This window comes from Bradyrhizobium sp. USDA 4516 (genome assembly GCF_054055915.1).
The window spans coordinates 2,281,317-2,298,423 of record NZ_JBSRXT010000001.1 but is presented as its reverse complement, the minus strand read 5'-3'; the positions used below and the strand labels follow the sequence as shown (position 1 = coordinate 2,298,423).

The following is a 17,107-nucleotide window of genomic DNA, read 5'->3' as shown; positions in this document are numbered from 1 at the left end:
CTTAGGGTCTCGTCATTCCATTCGGATTGGGCGCGCTCTTGTTACCCGCCTTGTTGGTACCCGTCTTGTTATTACCCGTGTTGGGCGCAGGCCGGTCGAGGCGGCGCAGCGCCGACCGCAGGTCGTCAAGCATGGTCGCAAAGTCGCGGGTCAGCGCGTCACGACGGCCCACTAGCACATAATCATGGTGCGGCCGCATGAATACGGCGTCGACCTGTCTCATCACTTCGCGAAGCCGGCGGCGGATGCGGTTGCGCTCGGTCGCGGTGCCGTTCTTCTTGGTGACGGTATAGCCGACGCGGATCGGGCCCTGATCGTCGCGGCGGCGGCCCTGCAGCACAAAAGCTGTGGTGTTCGCCCGTGCGCCATTGGCAACGGCGAGGAAATCCGCCCGCTGCCTCAGCCGATCCATGATGGGTATCTCCGGAGAGGAGACGTCCGGGCTCAGGCGCTCAGGCGCTTGCGGCCACGCGCGCGGCGCGCAGCGAGGACCTTGCGGCCGCCGGCCGTGGCGAGACGGGCGCGGAAGCCGTGACGGCGCTTGCGCACCAGTTTGCTGGGTTGATAAGTCCGCTTCACGGGTAATTCTCCGCTGACCGGGCAATTTGCCGTTGTATTGAGATGGAGTCCGGTGATGCTGGCGGGCCCAAACGAGCCGTTGACGGCCCCAAAGAGCCGCCCCCGGGTCAAGAACCGGGCCATCGCGGACAGTTGGCGCGGCTTATAAGGGAGCGCCCTGTTTTCGTCAATGTCACAGGCCGTCGCAAAAAGGCTTCTTCGAAACGTCGCAATTGGGGCGAATATATCTGATTTCGCGGGGTATTTGACGGTATGGAGACGCTTTGGGGCGTTCGGGGAACCGCCCACATTAGCGATCCGTAATTTGACCGGCTTGGGGGCCGGGCCCCATCTTCCGACCCCTAAGCCAAACAAGGCCTTATCTTGTGGCTCTAACTGACGATCAGGCGACCGCGCAGAAGCAGCGGCCCAAGCCGTCCCCCCGGCTCGGGCTGTCGGGCAAGCTTTTGCTGCTGACGATTCCCTTGGTGATGATCGCCGGGCTCCTGATCTACGTCCCGGCCATCGCCAACTTCCGGATGAACCGGCTCAATGACCGCCTGGCCGCCGCCAATACCGCGGCGCTGGTGCTCGATGCCGCCCCGTCCGGCCTGGTGCCGGATTCGCTGGCGCGGCAGATCCTGACCAGCATCGGCGCCCGTGCCGTCGCCATCAAATTGGGACAGCAGCGCAGGCTGCTCGCCAGCGCCGATCTGCCGGCGGCGATCGACCATGACGTCGACATGCGCACCATGACGGTGTGGTCGGCGATCGTCGATGCCTTCGAGATCATGCTGGAGCACGGTGACCAGACCATCCGCGTGGTCGGACCCGCGCCGGGCCAGGCGCAATTCATCGAGGTCGTGATCGACGAGAAGCCGCTGCGGCAGGCGATGTACCGCTTCTCGCGCAACGTTTTGGTCGTTGCATTGTTGATCGCCGGCCTGACCGCCGGTCTGGTCTATCTGGCGCTGCATTATCTGTTCGTGCGCCCGATGCGGCGGCTGACCGCGAGCCTGGTCGGCTTCCATGAGAATCCGGAGAGTTCGGCGCGAATCATCGTGCCGAGCCAGCGCGGCGACGAGATCGGCGTTGCCGAGCGCGAGCTGTCCGACATGCAGCGCGACCTCGTCTCGATGCTGCATCAGAAGAGCCGGCTTGCCGCGCTCGGGCTCGCCGTCTCCAAGATCAACCATGATCTGCGCAATCTGCTGGCGTCCTCGCAATTGCTGTCGGACCAGCTCGCCAGCGTGCCCGACCCGCGGGTGCAACGCTTTGCGCCGAAATTGTTGCGCTCGCTGGAGCGCGCCATCGCCTTCTGCCAGTCGACACTGTCTTATGGCCGCGCGCAGGAGGCAGCGCCTGATCGCCGCGTCATCATGGTGGAGCCCGCGGTCGCCGAGGTGCGGGAGTCGGCCGGGCTTGCCACCGATGTCTCGATCACCTGGATCAGCGCGATCGAGCGCGGCCTGACCATCGACGCCGACCCGGACCAGCTGTTCCGCGTGCTGCTCAATCTGGTGCGCAACGCGGCGCAGGCGCTGGAAACCCGGCCCGCAGGTGACGGCGGCGCGCAGCAGATCCGCATCACCGGCCGCCGCGAGGGGACGGTTGCGATCATCGAGGTCTCCGACACCGGTCCGGGCGTCCCGACCAAGGCGCGCGAGCATCTGTTCGAGGCATTCCAGACCTCCGGCCGCCCCGGCGGCAGCGGACTCGGCCTTGCCATTGCCGCTGAGCTGATCCGGGCCCACGGCGGCCACATCCACCTGGTCGAGGGCACGATCGGCGCCACCTTCCGGATTTCGATCCCGGATCGTCCGGTGGAACTGCTGTCGGTCCGCAGCGAGCGGGCGAGGGCCTGAGGCCGTTCCGGTATTCCGGGGCGGCCAAAACTGCGGCCGAAATTGGCGTTTCCAGACCTTGCCAACCGGACCCGGAGCCTGTAGCTAGAGCGCTCTTTCGCGACGTTCCGGGCCTCCCGGGACCATGCGGGCTCAAGCCCACCCGCGAAAATGCGCCCGTAGCTCAGCTGGATAGAGCATCAGACTACGAATCTGAGGGTCGGACGTTCGAATCGTTCCGGGCGCGCCATTTTACGACAGGGCGCGGTACCACGCCCTTCCCGCGGTGGCGCCCGCGTCACGAATGATTCCGGCGTCGTGCGGCTCGCCAGGCCGTGAGCCGCGGAATCCAGCGCGGGACATTGGCCCGGAAATCCTCGTACTCCGTTCCGAACATACGAACGAGCGCCGGCTCCTCGTACCCCACGACAAACGCGTGGAAGGCGAGCCACACCAACACACCGTACCCAAGAAGGCGCTGGTCGCCGAACAAGACCGCTTGGCCCAGAATGACGGCGACAAGGGCAACGTAAATAGGATTGCGCACATAGCGATAGAGACCCGTCACCACGAGGTTCTGCGCCGGTGCGACCGGCGCCGGCGTGCCCAATCCTTGCAGCGCAAAGCGTGCAAACGAGTCGACAAGCCCGGGTAGACCGGCGACGATCAACAGGATCCCGACGGCGCGCGTCGCGTCGAGATCGAAGAAGGGCGGCCGAAACTCCCAACGCGTAATCCACCAGGGAACGAGCCCCGCCACCGAGCTGGGCGCAACCGCAAAGAAGAAGGCAGAGCCCAATACCGCGATCGTTTTCGGCATGGGCACCTCCTTTCCGTCCTGTCGCAAGGCGGTCGGCAAAATTGAACCGTTGCATCATAGCGCCACGGCGAACACGTAGTGCCCATCTTCATCGGCCACGGCGCGCCATTCACGCAAGCTCCCATTGGTTCGGGCAGCTGATGCGTGCTCGTCTTCAGTAGAGCATCCCCAGACACTTCTGGATCGATTGCGTTCCACTGCACTCACACAGCCCGTGGTCACAGTTGGAGGGCGCTGTGGGTGTCATTGGCTTCCCTCCTCAGTCCTCAAGAGCCCGGTAAACCGACGCGCGGCCAATCTTGAGCGCCTTCGCGATAGCGGACGCTCCCATGCCTTCAGCCTTAAGCGCCTTCACTTTGGCGGTGTCGATGGACGGTTCGCGGCCTTGGTAGACCCCGCGTGCCTTGGCCTCCGCGATACTCTCAAGCTGCCGCTCTTTGCGGAGGTTGGTCTCGAACTCGGTGAACACACCGAGCATGTCCAGGAAGCGCTTGCCCGCTGCTGTGCTGGTGTTGATGGGTTGCTCTGTATAGCCCCTCAGGGATGCACCACGCGCCTTCACGGTGCGCACAATGTCCTGCGGGCGGGCGCGGGGTTCGCTTCAGCGGGCTATCGCCGCACCGGATCGGAGACCGGCCCGGAAAAATGCGCCCGCGCGGGCCAGAATCGTGCCGAAGACGAGGGCCGCCCCGTAAAAACCCTGCTTGCCCCCGGCCGGAGCGTTGAGAAAAAATAAGCTTTTTTAGCCTATAGGCACAGCAATGTTTTTATTCTTATTGTCTGTCCTTTTGAACCGGCGAGTCATCCCTCATGCAGAGTGACATCGCAAACGCCGTATTTTATGCGGCCGTGTTTCTGGGCATCGTCTACACCAGCCGCATCCTGGAAAAAAGATGGCCGATTGCGGACGTTCCCTACGCCGAGTTTCGTGATGATTGGCTCGCGGTGATCGTGAGCCTCGGGTTGTCGTCCATGCTCGCTCCGATCGCGGCGATCAGCGCGGGCAAGATTGCGAGCTATACCGGTCTCGGTTGGATCAAGCTGCCGACCGACGGTTACTGGTGGTACGTCTCACTCGCGATCATCGTGGTCGCATTCGATCTCTACAAGTACACGTATCATCGCCTCCAACATGCGATCCCCTTTCTATGGGCGATGCACTCCTTCCATCACAGCGCGAACGGCGTCACGTTCATTACCGGCGGCCGGCATTTCTGGCTGGAGCGGGTGTTGTCCGACGCCTTTCTTCCGATCATGGCGATCCTGTTCCGCATCCCGCCGGACATGGTGATCGCGGTGGGATTTATCTTCTTCATGCCCGATGCGTGTGCCCATCTCAACGTCCGCATTCCGCTCGGTCGGTATGTGACATGGATCAACAATCCGCAATGGCACCGGATCCATCATTCGGTCCTTCCCGAGCACAGGGACAAAAACTTCGCTGCCTGTTTTCCGTTTCTCGACATTCTGTTCGGCACGGCCTGGATACCGAAGCCGGGCGAATATCCTGCAACGGGCCTCGTGCCGGCTGAGCGCGTGGACATCATCAACAGTGTGATCTGGCCAATCCGGCATCTTCGGCATTACTGGCATCGGGAGTCTCGGAATGAATTGGGTTAAGGGTCTTTTGGTGCTCCTCGCTCTGCTGCTGGGTTACGCCGACCTTGAGTCGACGAATGTGATCCTGAGTCTCGGATTGGGTGAGTTGAACCCGTTCATGCATCTGGCGCAGACATGGTTCGGTGTCTGGTGGCTGGTGCCCAAGCTTGGCTTGACGTTCGTGGTCACGTGGCTGCTTTGGCGGAGCAACAACGTTTACAACATCGCTCTCGTCGTCGCGTTCTGCTCCACGCCTGTCCTGAACAATCTCGTCATCATCGCGGGCACGAACTGAATCAATCCCTTCGCCGGTTGCCGCAACCGGCGACGTCAGGAGGGTCAGTGATGTCGGACAGGTTCGTTGTCGTCTGCATGGTCTGCTGTGCGCTGATCCTGGGGGCTCCGGGAGCGACCGTGCACGCGCAGACGCCGTCGAACTGCAAGGAGCCGCAGACCGGCACCAGCCGCGTCCCGATGCTGTCGCCGCCGCTGGCCAATGTGGTGACGGGCACGGGACGGCTGCAATTCTACTCCGCACCGAATCTGCACTGTCCGATCCGCGGCGTGTTCGTCATTCCGAATGACGCACTGATCGCGTATGCGCAAACCAGGGATGGCTGGTCGTCGGTGATGTATCTCAATCCGGGGACGGGCAACGACGTCTCGGGTTGGGTGAGATCGGCGAGACTGAAGGTGACCGGAACCGTCGGACCGAAGTAGCGTTCGACCAGGATCGCGGCAGGCGGCTTCCCGCGCCGCACCTGACGCTTCAACCAAAATCGCATCGCGTTTCAGGGCATCAATGAATCGCCGCGTACATGATCTTCTCCTCGGTGGCTTCGAGCGCGGAGAATTCCTCGACCACCTTGCCCTGACGCGAGACCAGGATGCGGTCGGACAGCGCCATGATCTCGGGCAGATAGGACGAGATCACCACCACCGCCTTGCCTTCGTCGGCGAGCTGGTTGATCAGCTCGTGGATCTCGACGATGGCGCCGACGTCGACACCACGGGTCGGTTCGTCGAAGATGATCAGCTCGGGCTCCTGCACCAGCGATTTGGCGATCACCACCTTCTGCTGGTTGCCGCCTGACAGCTCGACCACCTTGGCCTCGTCGCCGATGGCGCGAACCTTGAGGCGCTGGGTCCAGGTCTTGCCGACCGAATTGGTCTCGCGCCGCGACAACATCATGCGGCCCCCGGGAAACTTGGAAAGCAGGCCGAGATAGATGTTGCGGGCGATCGAGGCGGTTTCGAAGAAGCCCTCGACCTTGCGATCCTCGGTCACATAGGCGATGCCGGCCTTGACCGCCGGCGCCGGAACCCGGTAGCGCACCGGCTTGTCATGCAGCAGGATCTCGCCGCCGTGGAAGAAGTCGCGCTTCAACACGCCGGAGACGATCTTGAAGGTCTCGGTGCGGCCCGCGCCGACCAGGCCGAACACGCCGGTGATCTGCCCGGCAAACACCGACAGCGAATTGTTCTTCACCATCGGCGCCATCTTGAGGTTCTGCACCGCGAGCACGCGCGCACCGGCCGGCCGGACGCTGGTCTTCCGCGCGCCATACAGCGTGTTGGAGAGGTCGCGTCCGACCATCGCCTGCACGATCGCCGCGCGGTCGAATTTCGCCGTGTCGTCGGTGATGACATGCTTGCCGTCGCGCAGCACGGTGATGCGGTCGGCGAGCAGTAGCGCCTCTTCCAGCGCGTGTGAGATGAAGATGATCGAGACGCCGCGCTTCTTGAGGTCACGGACCAGGTCGAAGAAGTATTTCTTCTCTTCCGGCGTCAGCGACGCGGTCGGCTCGTCGAAGATGATGACCTTGGCCTTGTGCAGAACCGCACGCGCGATCTCCACCATCTGCTTCTTGGCGGCGCCGAGCCCGCTCACGGTGGCGGTCGGCGTCACGTCGAAATTCAGCGATTGCAGGAACTGCTGGGCGGCGATGTAGATGCCGCGCAGCCGGTTGTAGAATTTCTCCTGCCCGAGGAACAGGTTTTGCGCGACGGTCATGGTCGGCACCAGGCTGTTCTCCTGGAACACCATGGCGATGCCGAGATTGCGCGCCTCCAGCGGCGTGCGCGGCGCGACCTCCGTGCCATCGACACTCATGCCGCCGGACGTCAAGGTCACGACGCCGGCCATCACCTTGGTCAGCGTCGACTTGCCGGCGCCGTTCTCGCCGACCAGCGCGTGAATCTCGCCGCGGCGCAGATCAAAGTCGACGCCCTCGATGGCGGGCACGCCGGCGTAGAGCTTGGTGGCCTTGCGCAGGGACAACACGGTGTCGCTCATGAGCCTGTCTCCTCGGCGAGCCCGGCGAGGGGCAGTTTCAGCACGCGGCCCGGTCCCTTGGCGATCAGCACAAGGTCACCGCCCAGCTCGAGCGCCGCGACGATGCCGTGATTGATGCCGTCGACCCGGCTGTGCAGCGAATACTTTGGCTTGCCGTCCTCGCTCAGCCGGATGACGAGGCCGTAGGAGCGCGGCGGCGCCCACGGCTTGATCACGCCCATCGTCTTGATGTGCGCGCCCTGCATCGGCTCCTTGAACGAGAACCCCGAGCGCAGCCGCGGCGCCACCCAATAGGCCGGCTCGATCTCGGCCATCATGCGGCGCCGGTAGGCCGGCTCGCGCAGCACGAACTCGATCAGCTGGGTGCGTGCGGTGAATGCGGTGAGCCAATAGCCGCCGCCCGCGGCCTTCGACAGCCGCGACGGATAGACGGGCAAATGGCCGAGCACGACCTGCAGCGGCCGTCCGTTCGAGACGAGGACGAGGCGATGCCGCCAGCTCTCGCTGACCAGCACGCCGTCGCCGCGTGCGCAGGCGCCGAAGGCGTAGCCGAGCTTCGAGGCCAGCGGCTGCGCCGATTTGGTCCTGGGGTCGAGCCGGAACACGCGGCCGCTTCGGTTCAGCTCCATCAGGTCGCGCGCCCAATCATCGATGCCGCAGGTCACCGAGCCGTCGGTTGCGATCAGGGTCCCGTCGCCGGCCTGCGTCAGCGCGTTGATCGCGTTGAAGACGGCGTCGCTGAACGTCACGCTCGGCTCGCCCGACGAGGGATCGGTATAGAGCCGCACCTCGCGGCCGCCGAGCGCGACCGCGATGCCGCCGCCGGTGAGCGCGCAGAGCGCCGAGATCGGCTGCTCGAAGCTGCGGAGCTCGGCCGCTCCGCCGCCGTCGAGGCGCAGCAGGCGCCGGCCGTCGGCGACATAGAGGTTGCGGCCGTCGGTTGCGAGATCCTCTAGCGCCTCGCATTCCAGCAAGGTCGTCGCCGCCTCCAGTTTTTGATTCGGCTTGAGCGCGCCGTCGAACGACGGCACGGTGATGGTGGCCTCGCCACGGCCGAGAAAGCGGTTGGCGAATTCCCTGACGGCCGCGATCACGACAGCTTCCCCCAGCGCTTGTCATACTGCACGAAGTTCGGGTCGGCGTTCTCCAGCTTGTAGCGGCCGATCCGGTTGTTCATGATGCCGCCGAGATAGAGATAACCGCGATGCTCACGCATCGAGGTGATCATCGGATGGTTCTCGCCGCGCAGGTCCCAGAACGATTCGAGGATCTTGCCCTGCTCGTTGAATTTGACGACGCAGCCGGTGTTGATGTTCGGGAACAGCCATTCATCGACCGGCACCCGCTTGGCCATACGGCGGCGGAAGCCCGGCATCTTCCAGGCGAGGTCGAGCGAGGGGCTGCGCATGCCGACCAGCGCCAGCCAGTAATTGCCGTCGGAGGCGAGATTGATGTTGTCGGGATAGCCCGGCAGATTGTCCATCACCACCTCGACCTGACCCTTCTTCGGCCCCGCGAACCACAGTCGCTTGACCGAGCAGCCGAAGGTCTCGGCGAACAGGATCGACTGGCCGTCGCTGGCGACGCAGATGCCGTTGGGGAATTTGAGGCCGCGCAGTGCCGTATGCGTGGCGCCGGTCTTGGTGTCGTAGCAGATGATGCGGCCGTTGCCGCGCGCCTCGAGGCCGTCGATCGGCCATTCGTCCATCTCGTAGCGCACGGTGGCTTCGGAGAAGAAGATCAGGCCGTCGTCGGTGATGTCGAGGTCGTCGGCCAGCCGCAGGCGGCTGTCGTCGTTCACCGAATGCATGCTGCGGTTGGTCTCGTCGGTCGCCTTCTCCACGGTGCCGTCGGGCGTGATGCGGTAAAGGCCCATGCCGCCGATGCAGACATAGAGATTGTCCTGCCGGTCGAACGCCATGCCGAGCGGCTGACCGCCGATATGGGCGAACACCTCCATCCGCTGATAATCGGGCGCATGGAAGCGGATGATGTCCCCATGGCGCGAGCCGGCGTAGAGATTGTTGTTGCGATCGAGGATTACGTCCTCCGGCGCCTCGATGCGGCCGAGGCCGATCAATTCGACGTCGCGCAGCTTGTCGTTCTGCTCGAACGGGCCGCCCTGGCCGATCTCGGTGGCCGGCGGCGGCGGCAGCGCATGATAGGTCGGCGCGACATAGACCTTGCTGATGATGCGGGTGCGGTTCTTCTGCCAGCGGATGTCGACCATCGCTGCGACCAGCAGGATGCCCGCCAGCGCCATGCGGTTGATACCGCCACGTGCATTGAGCGTGGTCAGGCCGTTGGTGATCAGGAGCACGATCAGCACGCCGACCAGCGATTTGGCGACCGAGCCCTTGCCGCCGCCGAGCGTGATGCCGCCGAGCACGGTCGCGGTCAGCACGATCACCTCGAGGCCGACGCCGATGTCGCCGCCGACGGTGCCGAGCCGGGCCGCGAAGAACAGCGCTGCGATGCTGGTCAGCACGCCGCTTGCGACATAGCAGAGCGCGATGGTGCGGCGGACCGGAATGCCGGAATTGTAGGCGGAACGGCGCGAGCCGCCGATCGCGGTGATGTGCCAGCCGGGACGCAGCCGGGTCATGAAGATATGGCCGAAGATGGCGATCGCGATGTAGACGATTGCGACGCTCGGAATGCCGAACACGTCGCCGCCGCCGATGAAATTCCAGGACGGGATGTCGGGGAAGGCCGCGGCGATCGAATTGGAGTAGCGTTGGATCAGCAGATCGAACGCCGAGCGGTAGATGATCAGGGTGATCAGCGTGGTGATGAAGGCGCGCAGCCTTAAGTAGCCGATCAGGACGCCATTGACGGCGCCGAGCAGTGCACCGCAGACGAGGGTGGCGACGACCACCGCGGGCACCGGCCAGTTCAGCACGTCGAGCAGATAGAGCGCGCAGAAATCCGTCAGCGCGAAGATCGAGCCGACCGACAGATCGATGCCGCCGACGATGACGACCAGCGCCATGCCGAGGCCGATGAAGCCGATTTCGCCGGCCTGCCGCGCGGTGTCGGCAAGGCTCGACGGCGACAGGAAGTGATCGATGGAACGGCTGAGCGCGAAGCCGACGATCAAAAGCAGGATCACCGGTATTGCGGTCTCGGTCCAACGCTTGGACAGGATCTCGCCGAGGAGATGATCCGGCCAGTAGCGGTAACGCAGGCTCGTCAGGGTGTCGCGCATCGGCATTCCAGCAAGGCGTTCGATTTGGGAAAATCGACGTCCCGGGTGAGATCGCCCGGGACGTCGAGCGGGAATGGTTCGACTATTTTTTCAGGTCACTGAGATTCCAGCACGCGGTCTGGCTGTCCGCGTTCTCTTTGGTGATCGGAATCAGCGTCGTGTATTCCGACCCCTTGATCGAGCCGGCCTTGGCGCCCGACGACAGCAGCCATTTGATCGTGCCGGCCATCTGCGCGGCCTGGGTCGGCACGTCGTAGCTCATGTTGAGATCGAACGCGCCGGACTTCACCAGCTCGCAGGCGCCCTTGCGCTCGCCGCCGCCAGAGGTCGCGACGAACACCTTGCCGGTCAGGCCGGCTTCCTTCACCGCAGCGGCGGTGCCGATGTCCATGCCGTCCCAGAAGCCGACGATGCCGCAAAGATCAGGATTCTGCTTCAGCACCGTTTGGGTGATCGCCTTGGCCTTCGCGGCATCCCAGTCGGCCGCCTGGCTCGAGACCACCTTGATCTCCGGATGCTTGGCGAGCACGTTCTCGACGCCCTTGAGCGTGTAGGCGCTGGCGGCCGCCGAGAGCGCGCCCTGCACGATCGCGATCTTGTTCGACTTGCCCTGGCAAGCCTTCACAACCGCCTCGGTGTCCCGCTCGCCGATCTCGATCCAGTTGGCGCCGACAAAGGCCGACGAGCGATAGGCCGATCCCATGTTGATCTGGATGACGTAGATGCCTTCGTTCTCGGCGCGCTGCAGCAACTTGGCGTAGGTCTGGACGTCCGGATTGTGGATCACCATCACGGCCGGCTTCTCCGAGATCAGCGAGGTCACTGCCTGCGCGCCGGCATTGGTGTTCCAGTTGGGATCGCGGATCTCGAACTTCACGCCGAAGGGCTCGAGCTCCTTCTTCATGCCGGCGTACCAGCCTTCGGTGAGGTCGAAGTTCATGGCGACCGGAACGTAGGCCACCGTCTTGCCGGCGAGAGCTTCCCTGAACGGCTTCTGGAACGGCTCGTCCAGGCCCTGCTGGGCCAGAGCCGGGGCGGCGATGGCGGCAAGCCCAAGCGCCGCGGCGATCACCTTTGCAGTGCTGACAGCGTATTTCATTGCTTCCTCCTTGGTCGTGATTGAATGTTCTTGTGGCTTGGTTCAGATGTCACCCTGCTGTGCCGTTTCTTCGTTGCGCGGATTCAGGAATGAATCCGCGATGACGGCGAGCAGCAGGACGACACCCTTGACGAGATTTTGTCCGGCGTAGGAAATGTCCATGATGGTCATGCCGTTCAGCATGGTGCCGATCAGCAGCGTGCCGATGATGACGTTGAGGACGCCGCCGCGGCCGCCCGACAGGCCGATGCCGCCGAGCACGACGACGAGGATGACGTCGTAGATCAGGGTCGAATTGAAGATGCGGGTCGGCATCGAGTTGACCGATGCCGCCATCACGAGGCCCGCGAAGCAGCCGATCAGCGCCGCGACGACGTATTGCAGCACGATGATCGGGCGCGAGGGGATGCCGGTGACGCGGGCGGCGTAGGGATTATCGCCGATCGCGTAGATATAGGCGCCCCAGCGCGTCTGGCGCAGCAGGAACGCGACCACGACGCAAGCGATCGCGAACATCACGATCGAGGTCGGGATGCCGAGGATGGTGCCTTGTCCGAGCCGCTCGAAGCCTTTCATGCCGTCGCTCCACTGCACGACGTCGAGCCGAAACAGCGCGGCCTGCCCGAGGCCGGCGAGCAGCAGGCCGGTCGCCAGCGTCGCAAACAGCGAAGGGACCTCGGCATAGGCGATCAGCCAGCCATTGACCAGGCCGAACGCGATCGTGAGCAGCACGGCCGTCACCAGCGCGGTCGGCAGCGAGTGGCCGTTCTGCACCATCTGCAGCACAAGCCCCGGCGGCACCGCGAGCGCTGCGATCAGGGAGATGTCGATGCCGCGCCCGATCACGACGATCGCCATCGCAAGCCCGAGGATGCCGAGCACCGCGACGTTCTGCAGCAGCGTCAGCATGTTCTCCGGCGTCAGGAAGCCGCGCAGGAAGATCGAGAACGCCAGGAACAGCACGGCAAAGACGGCGAAGACGATCTCCTGTTGATTGAACCGCAATCGCTTCATTGCCCCGTCCTTCCTTGCGTCTATAGGTGCGCCGTCTGCCTGGATCTGGTGCGGGAGCCGGTCGCGACACGGCCGGGCCGCGTCCTGGCTGCGACCGCAGCGTCGACGAATGCGCCGACGGTGTTGATGTAGGCCTCGATCGAGGTGCCACGTCTGCGGTACTTGGCGCGCTTGACGTACCAGTCCTGCAGCAGCGGCTTGATCAGCGATGCCGTCAGCGTGACCTGATCGATCGTGAAGACGCCGCTGGCGACGCCCTGCTTGAGGACGCCGGCGATGATCTTCTCGGTCATCACCTCCATCTCGATGGCGCGCTGCCGCTCCGCCGGCGGAAACGACTTCGCTTCCATGAAGCAGAACACGAACCAGGGCTGCATCGCCTCGCTCATCCGGACATGGGTCGCGATGATCCAGTGCAGATGCTTGCGCGCATCCTGCTTCACGTCGGCGGGCGGCGAGTTGAGGACCTCCGCCACCGTCTCGGCGACCTCGCCGAGGATCATCGACAGCAGCGTCGGCTTGCTGTCGAAATACGTATAAAGGCCGCCCATGCTGAGGCCCGAGGCCTCCGCGAGCTGGCGCAGCGTGGTGGCGTGAAAGCCGTGCTTGTTGGAAAGCGTGAGCGTGGCGCCGATGATGCGCGTGAGATTCGGAACGGCGAGATGGGTTTTCTGGACCCGGATGGAATCCCGATGACGTTCGAGGATGCGTGCGCAAAGCACGTCCATCGCGAACGCATTCGCCGTCCCCGGTCGCTGACGCGCGAGACCCACGTTGCCTCCCTGGCTATGCTCCCGGACCATTTCATTTTGTTGCTGGTCCGGGCCGGGCTTTACGCCTTTGCCTAATTCCTAGCCCACGAAACGGCACTCGGAAAAGGGGGAGAATGAAATTTTCTTAGTGAGCGCTCGTTCGTTTTCGGCGTGCCCTTGCAAGAAACGAAGGGTAGAGGTTGTACGAGCCGCTACGCCTGGTGTGAGCCTCAGAGTAACTAAAGCGGTGGCTAGCCATGATCTAGCTGGCTGCCAACAAGTATGTCAGTGCCTCTCCAAATAAGCATTCACTCTGCTTCAATTTCTTCGGCTGCCACGTCTTCTGTGACCTCAGGTAACACCTCGTCACCTCGGCCGTCGATGACGTTGCTAAAGCGGAGCATTTCCTGAGCCAAGATGTTGGCCGCCCCCCGCTGAGCCGCACGAGCCCTCAAGATTTCGGCAATCAGAGCGTGCTGTTCATCGCGGGTTGGTGGATATGCTATTTCGAGACTCTCGAAGTCATCCACCTGAGTACGCCGCCGGTTACTATGCCCGGTGGTAATAGCTCTGAACGCGCGTTGATAATATCGGCTCCTGAGAAGGACTGAGAGGAACTCCGGGTCTAAGTCCTGGTCTGTGATCCGATATATGGGGAACTCTTTCGTGACGAGAGCGCCATCCATGTGTTGTGGAACGACCGACACGCAGCCTTTCCAGAGGTCAATCGAGGAAAACACCACGTCGCCGGCCCGCGCTCGAAACCAGGTTGACGAGCTATCCTCAAAGTACATGCCCAACCATTCCGGAGGATTTCGTCCTTTCCCAGCCGCCCGCGGCCTTATCTCTCCGGTTTGCGAGATCGTCATTACTTGAACCTCTTCGTCCGGCTTCCGCTCCGGTTCGATAATCTCTTCCCGGCGGCGCAAGACTTGCCTGAGAGAGCGGCGTGCCCACCCTTGGGGAGCCGCCTCTATCGCCGGATCGAACTGACGTCGAAAGGCGGCGCCGCGGGTGAGTTTCGCTGCCTGGTGTGCGAACACATCATCGAGCTGATGGATGGTTCGACCGACGTCGCCTTTCGGCTGACCGTGCAGCCGGGCAAGACGTCCTACGCCTACTAGCGTTTTCGGTTCGCGTGAAGGACACGTGCTCAAACACAGGGTAGCAGCGCCGGTCGGTGGCGCCATGCTCAACGCTGCTGCGGCAGGTTGACCTCGCTCCTTCGCGCCTCCTGGCTGCGGCGCTCGGCTTCGCCGCCCGATCGGGACAGCATGCCGATCGCCACGATCGCTGCGGCAAAGCCGGCGGCGGCGCCGACGCCGAGGGCCCAGCGCGGGCCGAGGTGATCGGCGACCCAGCCGACGATCGGCGCGCCGATCGGCGTGCCGCCGAGCGCAACGCCGAGCCGCAGCGCCATCACCCGTCCGCGCATCGCCGGCTCGGTCGAGAGCTGCATCAGCGCGTTCGAGGTGTTGGTGACGGTCAGCGCGGCGACGCCGATCACGACCAGCGCCGCGGCAAACAGCCAATAGCTCGGCGCCAATGCGGCGAGCGTGCAGCCCAGCCCGAAGATCGCGGCACCCAGCATCAGCGAGCCGAAGCGCGGCTCCTCGCGGCTCGCTGCCAGCAGCGCGCCCGACATCGTTCCGAGCGCCATTATCGACGACAGCAGGCCGAAGCCGCGCGCATCGGTGTGGAACACGCCAACCGCCATGGTGGAAATGAAGATCGGAAAGTTCAGTCCGAAGGTCCCGATCAGAAACAGCATGATCAGCGTCGCCCTGAGATCGGGCCGCGACCAGACATAGTGGAAGCCCTGCATCACGCTGCCCTTGGTGCGATGGGCGCGCGCGTTCGGGCGCAGCTCGGAGGTGCGCAGCAGGGTCAGCGAGGTCAGCACCGCCAGGAACGATGCGCCGTTGAACAGGAATGCCCAGCCGGTGCCGACGGAGGCGATAATCAGGCCGGCGACGGCGGGGCCGATCATGCGCGCGGCGTTGAACGAGGTCGAGTTCAGCGCGATCGCATTCGACAAATTGGTATCGCTGACCAGTTCGGCGACGAAGGTCTGTCGCACCGGGGCATCGAGCGCCGCCGCGCAGCCGAACAGGAACGCGAAGGTGTAGACGTGCCAGAGCTGCACCAGCCCGGTGACGGTGAGAATGCCGAGGATGAGTGCCAGCGCGCCCATCGTCGCCTGGGTCGCCATCAGCAGTTTGCGCTGGTTGAAGTGATCGGCGGCAAAGCCGGTCCACGGCATCAATAATAGTTGTGGCCCGAATTGCAGCGCCATCACGATGCCGACGGCGGACGCGCTATGATTTGTCAGCTGGGTGAGAACCAGCCAGTCCTGCGCCGCGCGCTGCATCCAGGTGCCGATGTTGGATACCAGCGCGCCGGCCGCCCAGACCCGGTAGTTGAAGCTCGCGAGCGATCGAAATACGCGTCTCATGTTCCCTGAGGTTCATTCCCGCCGTGAAACCGCCCGAACCGCCGCGCCAGGAACAGGCCGATCAGAAGACCGCCGAGCCCGAGCGCTGCAACGTCGCTGGTGGTTCGCAAGCCAAAGTCGCCGACGCGGCAGACCAGAAGATATCCGACCGCGAGGTTGAAGAAGCCCCACACGATGTTGACGGTCGATGAGGACAGGCCTTCGCCGGGCGGTTTGGCGAACGGGCTCTGGAACGCTTCGCCCATCATGCCGGCGACGACGTGGGGGATCGCATTGGTGAGAAAGACGCCGCCGAAGAAATAGGCGACGAGATCAAGCCAGTTCATGCGAGTTGGTCCTTTCAACGAGATCGATGATCGCCTGCGTCGAGCCGGTTTCGCCAAGCCGCGGGAACACGTGCTCGATGCTGTATTCATGTGCGTGCGACCGCGCATCGGTCATGGCGTCGATTGCGAGCGTGACGTTGAAGCCCGCCTCATAGGCCTGTCTCGCCGTCGATTCGACGCCGCCCGCGGTGGCGACGCCGGCGATCACGACTTGCGTGACGCCGCGCGCTCTCAGCAGGCTTTCGAGGTCGGTGCTGGCAAATGCGCCTCGCGTTCGCTTGGTCACAACGATGTCGCCGGTCTGTCGGTCGAGCTCCGGAATGAGATCGGTCCATCCGTCGGGAAGCGGGCCGCCAAATGGATTTCCAATTGGATTTCCAATTGGATTTCCATGGCGCGGCGCCTGCTCGGTTCGTCCCGGCGAGCTGCCGTCGACATTGACCAGCGCGACCGGCAGACCGTGCCGTCGGAACGCAGTGCCAAGCGCGGCCGCGCGAGCCACGATGTCGCCGATCGGATGGGCGAAGGGCCAGCCCATGAGGCCGCTTTGTAGATCGATGACGATCAATGCGGTGATCGGATCGAGCGTGGTCAGGGCCATGGTCGTTACCTTTCTCGCAAGCTGACGCGCCGCAGCCCGCCTCAATCCTCGACCAGCCGCTTCAGCAAGCCGACGGCGGCGGCGAGTTCGTCCTGCTCCCGCGCCGACAGCCGCGCGGCGATGGTGCGCGACAGCCAGTCCTGCCGTGCGGCGCGGCCGGTGCGAAGCCGCTCGCGGCAGCTATCGGTGAGCGACATGATGGTCTGCCGGCCGTCGTCCGGATCCGGCGCGCCGCGGACCAGGCCCGCAGCCTCGAGCGCCGATATCGCCGAGCTCATCGATTGCGGACGCATACCCTCCGATCGCGCCAGGCTGGACACGGTCGCGGGGCCATCCTTTTCGAGGCGAAGCAGCACCGCGACCTGGGAAGGCGGGAGGTCCTCGCGTTGACCCTGCTCGCGAAGCCGCCGCTTCAGCCTTCCAATCAACAGGCGAAGATCTTCGGCCAGCGCGGATGTGCGCGCCGAGCCGGGGCGGGCCGGTCCATTGCTCATGCCGGATCGGATAGCATATATGAAGGTAAACTGTAAAGATT

19 protein-coding genes, 1 tRNA gene and 1 pseudogene are annotated in these 17,107 nt (G+C 64.0%); 6 read left to right on the top strand and 15 right to left on the bottom strand.

The annotated features are described in order from the left end of the window. Nucleotide 1 precedes the first annotated feature (1 nt). Both rnpA and rpmH read right to left on the bottom strand, forming a co-directional pair. Nucleotides 2–412, bottom strand: coding sequence for a ribonuclease P protein component (rnpA, locus tag ACVI1L_RS10705; RefSeq protein WP_057018968.1), 411 nt, complete (start codon nucleotides 410–412; stop codon nucleotides 2–4). A gap of 32 nt (nucleotides 413–444) precedes the next feature. Beyond that, nucleotides 445–579, bottom strand: a complete 135-nt coding sequence (gene rpmH / locus ACVI1L_RS10700; protein ID WP_008542748.1) for a 50S ribosomal protein L34 — start codon at nucleotides 577–579, stop codon at nucleotides 445–447. A 365-nt stretch (nucleotides 580–944) separates the two neighbouring features. Between rpmH and ACVI1L_RS10695 the strand changes: the two genes are divergently transcribed. Next, nucleotides 945–2,423, top strand: coding sequence for a sensor histidine kinase (locus ACVI1L_RS10695; protein ID WP_057018967.1), 1,479 nt, complete (start codon nucleotides 945–947; stop codon nucleotides 2,421–2,423). A gap of 152 nt (nucleotides 2,424–2,575) precedes the next feature. Further along, nucleotides 2,576–2,652 (top strand) — tRNA-Arg (locus ACVI1L_RS10690). A gap of 48 nt (nucleotides 2,653–2,700) precedes the next feature. Here the strand turns inward: ACVI1L_RS10690 and ACVI1L_RS10685 are convergent. Both ACVI1L_RS10685 and ACVI1L_RS10680 read right to left on the bottom strand, forming a co-directional pair. Next, complete coding sequence (locus tag ACVI1L_RS10685) at nucleotides 2,701–3,222, bottom strand: methyltransferase family protein (protein ID WP_456782840.1); 522 nt, start codon at nucleotides 3,220–3,222, stop codon at nucleotides 2,701–2,703. Between the two features lie 259 nt (nucleotides 3,223–3,481). Next, a pseudogene (locus tag ACVI1L_RS10680) lies at nucleotides 3,482–3,802 on the bottom strand (recombinase family protein); the annotation flags it as partial. Nucleotides 3,803–4,032: 230 nt separating this feature from the next. Here ACVI1L_RS10680 and ACVI1L_RS10675 point away from each other — a divergent pair. Genes ACVI1L_RS10675 through ACVI1L_RS10665 form a run of 3 tightly spaced genes read left to right on the top strand, consistent with a single transcriptional unit; the run spans nucleotide 4,033 to nucleotide 5,541 of the window. Then, nucleotides 4,033–4,842: a sterol desaturase family protein gene (locus ACVI1L_RS10675; protein ID WP_456782839.1), complete on the top strand. Its 810-nt coding sequence runs from the start codon at nucleotides 4,033–4,035 to the stop codon at nucleotides 4,840–4,842. Continuing rightward, on the top strand, nucleotides 4,829–5,116 hold the full coding sequence (locus tag ACVI1L_RS10670) for a DUF5658 family protein (protein ID WP_225161514.1): 288 nt from the start codon (nucleotides 4,829–4,831) through the stop codon (nucleotides 5,114–5,116). The genes ACVI1L_RS10675 and ACVI1L_RS10670 overlap by 14 nt, the downstream gene beginning before the upstream one ends. 50 nt (nucleotides 5,117–5,166) lie before the next feature. After that, the gene (locus tag ACVI1L_RS10665; RefSeq protein ID WP_456782838.1) at nucleotides 5,167–5,541 is read left to right on the top strand and encodes a hypothetical protein; all 375 of its coding nucleotides are present in this window, start codon (nucleotides 5,167–5,169) and stop codon (nucleotides 5,539–5,541) included. Nucleotides 5,542–5,620: 79 nt separating this feature from the next. Here the strand turns inward: ACVI1L_RS10665 and ACVI1L_RS10660 are convergent, their stop codons facing one another. From ACVI1L_RS10660 to ACVI1L_RS10630, 7 genes are all read right to left on the bottom strand, one after another. Continuing rightward, nucleotides 5,621–7,117 (bottom strand): sugar ABC transporter ATP-binding protein, encoded by a 1,497-nt coding sequence (locus ACVI1L_RS10660; protein ID WP_456782837.1) that lies wholly within the window; start codon nucleotides 7,115–7,117, stop codon nucleotides 5,621–5,623. Further along, the gene (locus ACVI1L_RS10655) at nucleotides 7,114–8,211 is read right to left on the bottom strand and encodes an SMP-30/gluconolactonase/LRE family protein (RefSeq protein ID WP_168857310.1); all 1,098 of its coding nucleotides are present in this window, start codon (nucleotides 8,209–8,211) and stop codon (nucleotides 7,114–7,116) included. The genes ACVI1L_RS10660 and ACVI1L_RS10655 overlap by 4 nt, the downstream gene beginning before the upstream one ends. Continuing rightward, nucleotides 8,208–10,331 (bottom strand): ABC transporter permease, encoded by a 2,124-nt coding sequence (locus ACVI1L_RS10650; RefSeq protein ID WP_456782836.1) that lies wholly within the window; start codon nucleotides 10,329–10,331, stop codon nucleotides 8,208–8,210. Before ACVI1L_RS10650 ends, ACVI1L_RS10655 begins: the two co-directional genes overlap by 4 nt. A 76-nt stretch (nucleotides 10,332–10,407) precedes the next feature. Next, entirely contained in the window at nucleotides 10,408–11,424 is a 1,017-nt protein-coding gene (locus tag ACVI1L_RS10645; RefSeq protein ID WP_057018945.1) for a sugar ABC transporter substrate-binding protein, read from the bottom strand. Between the two features lie 42 nt (nucleotides 11,425–11,466). Beyond that, on the bottom strand, nucleotides 11,467–12,438 hold the full coding sequence (locus ACVI1L_RS10640) for an ABC transporter permease (RefSeq protein ID WP_456782835.1): 972 nt from the start codon (nucleotides 12,436–12,438) through the stop codon (nucleotides 11,467–11,469). Nucleotides 12,439–12,458: 20 nt separating this feature from the next. Further along, a complete protein-coding gene (locus ACVI1L_RS10635) occupies nucleotides 12,459–13,166 on the bottom strand; it encodes a TetR/AcrR family transcriptional regulator (protein WP_076834932.1) in 708 nt (235 codons plus the stop codon). Between the two features lie 332 nt (nucleotides 13,167–13,498). Continuing rightward, complete coding sequence (locus ACVI1L_RS10630) at nucleotides 13,499–14,059, bottom strand: hypothetical protein (protein WP_456782834.1); 561 nt, start codon at nucleotides 14,057–14,059, stop codon at nucleotides 13,499–13,501. A gap of 3 nt (nucleotides 14,060–14,062) precedes the next feature. On the opposite strand from ACVI1L_RS10630, the gene ACVI1L_RS10625 reads away from it, so the two are divergent. Then, on the top strand, nucleotides 14,063–14,314 hold the full coding sequence (locus tag ACVI1L_RS10625) for a hypothetical protein (RefSeq protein WP_456782833.1): 252 nt from the start codon (nucleotides 14,063–14,065) through the stop codon (nucleotides 14,312–14,314). A gap of 68 nt (nucleotides 14,315–14,382) precedes the next feature. On the opposite strand, the gene ACVI1L_RS10620 is transcribed toward ACVI1L_RS10625, so the two are convergent. From ACVI1L_RS10620 to ACVI1L_RS10605, 4 genes are read right to left on the bottom strand one after another with little or no spacing between them, the layout of a single operon-like run. Beyond that, complete coding sequence (locus ACVI1L_RS10620; RefSeq protein WP_225647156.1) at nucleotides 14,383–15,645, bottom strand: MFS transporter; 1,263 nt, start codon at nucleotides 15,643–15,645, stop codon at nucleotides 14,383–14,385. Beyond that, nucleotides 15,642–15,971 carry a hypothetical protein gene (locus ACVI1L_RS10615; RefSeq protein ID WP_057018940.1) on the bottom strand — a complete coding sequence of 110 codons (330 nt, stop codon included), beginning with the start codon at nucleotides 15,969–15,971 and terminating at the stop codon, nucleotides 15,642–15,644. Before ACVI1L_RS10615 ends, ACVI1L_RS10620 begins: the two co-directional genes overlap by 4 nt. Then, on the bottom strand, nucleotides 15,958–16,572 hold the full coding sequence (locus tag ACVI1L_RS10610) for an isochorismatase family protein (RefSeq protein WP_456782832.1): 615 nt from the start codon (nucleotides 16,570–16,572) through the stop codon (nucleotides 15,958–15,960). Before ACVI1L_RS10610 ends, ACVI1L_RS10615 begins: the two co-directional genes overlap by 14 nt. Nucleotides 16,573–16,613: 41 nt before the next feature. Beyond that, on the bottom strand, nucleotides 16,614–17,066 hold the full coding sequence (locus ACVI1L_RS10605; protein WP_076834935.1) for a MarR family winged helix-turn-helix transcriptional regulator: 453 nt from the start codon (nucleotides 17,064–17,066) through the stop codon (nucleotides 16,614–16,616). Between the last annotated feature and the right edge of the window lie 41 nt (nucleotides 17,067–17,107).

Excerpts from the sequence above, each read along its gene's own strand:
- rnpA (WP_057018968.1), bottom strand. The coding sequence starts at position 412 with ATGGATCGGCTGAGGCAGCGGGCGGATTTCCTCGCCGTTGCCAATGGC.
- ACVI1L_RS10685 (WP_456782840.1), bottom strand. The coding sequence starts at position 3,222 with ATGCCGAAAACGATCGCGGTATTGGGCTCTGCCTTCTTCTTTGCGGTT.
- ACVI1L_RS10675 (WP_456782839.1), top strand. The coding sequence starts at position 4,033 with ATGCAGAGTGACATCGCAAACGCCGTATTTTATGCGGCCGTGTTTCTG.
- ACVI1L_RS10670 (WP_225161514.1), top strand. The coding sequence starts at position 4,829 with ATGAATTGGGTTAAGGGTCTTTTGGTGCTCCTCGCTCTGCTGCTGGGT.
- ACVI1L_RS10665 (WP_456782838.1), top strand. The coding sequence starts at position 5,167 with ATGTCGGACAGGTTCGTTGTCGTCTGCATGGTCTGCTGTGCGCTGATC.
- ACVI1L_RS10660 (WP_456782837.1), bottom strand. The coding sequence starts at position 7,117 with ATGAGCGACACCGTGTTGTCCCTGCGCAAGGCCACCAAGCTCTACGCC.
- ACVI1L_RS10650 (WP_456782836.1), bottom strand. The coding sequence starts at position 10,331 with ATGCCGATGCGCGACACCCTGACGAGCCTGCGTTACCGCTACTGGCCG.
- ACVI1L_RS10645 (WP_057018945.1), bottom strand. The coding sequence starts at position 11,424 with ATGAAATACGCTGTCAGCACTGCAAAGGTGATCGCCGCGGCGCTTGGG.
- ACVI1L_RS10640 (WP_456782835.1), bottom strand. The coding sequence starts at position 12,438 with ATGAAGCGATTGCGGTTCAATCAACAGGAGATCGTCTTCGCCGTCTTT.
- ACVI1L_RS10635 (WP_076834932.1), bottom strand. The coding sequence starts at position 13,166 with ATGGACGTGCTTTGCGCACGCATCCTCGAACGTCATCGGGATTCCATC.
- ACVI1L_RS10630 (WP_456782834.1), bottom strand. The coding sequence starts at position 14,059 with ATGACGATCTCGCAAACCGGAGAGATAAGGCCGCGGGCGGCTGGGAAA.
- ACVI1L_RS10620 (WP_225647156.1), bottom strand. The coding sequence starts at position 15,645 with ATGAGACGCGTATTTCGATCGCTCGCGAGCTTCAACTACCGGGTCTGG.
- ACVI1L_RS10615 (WP_057018940.1), bottom strand. The coding sequence starts at position 15,971 with ATGAACTGGCTTGATCTCGTCGCCTATTTCTTCGGCGGCGTCTTTCTC.
- ACVI1L_RS10610 (WP_456782832.1), bottom strand. The coding sequence starts at position 16,572 with ATGGCCCTGACCACGCTCGATCCGATCACCGCATTGATCGTCATCGAT.
- ACVI1L_RS10605 (WP_076834935.1), bottom strand. The coding sequence starts at position 17,066 with ATGAGCAATGGACCGGCCCGCCCCGGCTCGGCGCGCACATCCGCGCTG.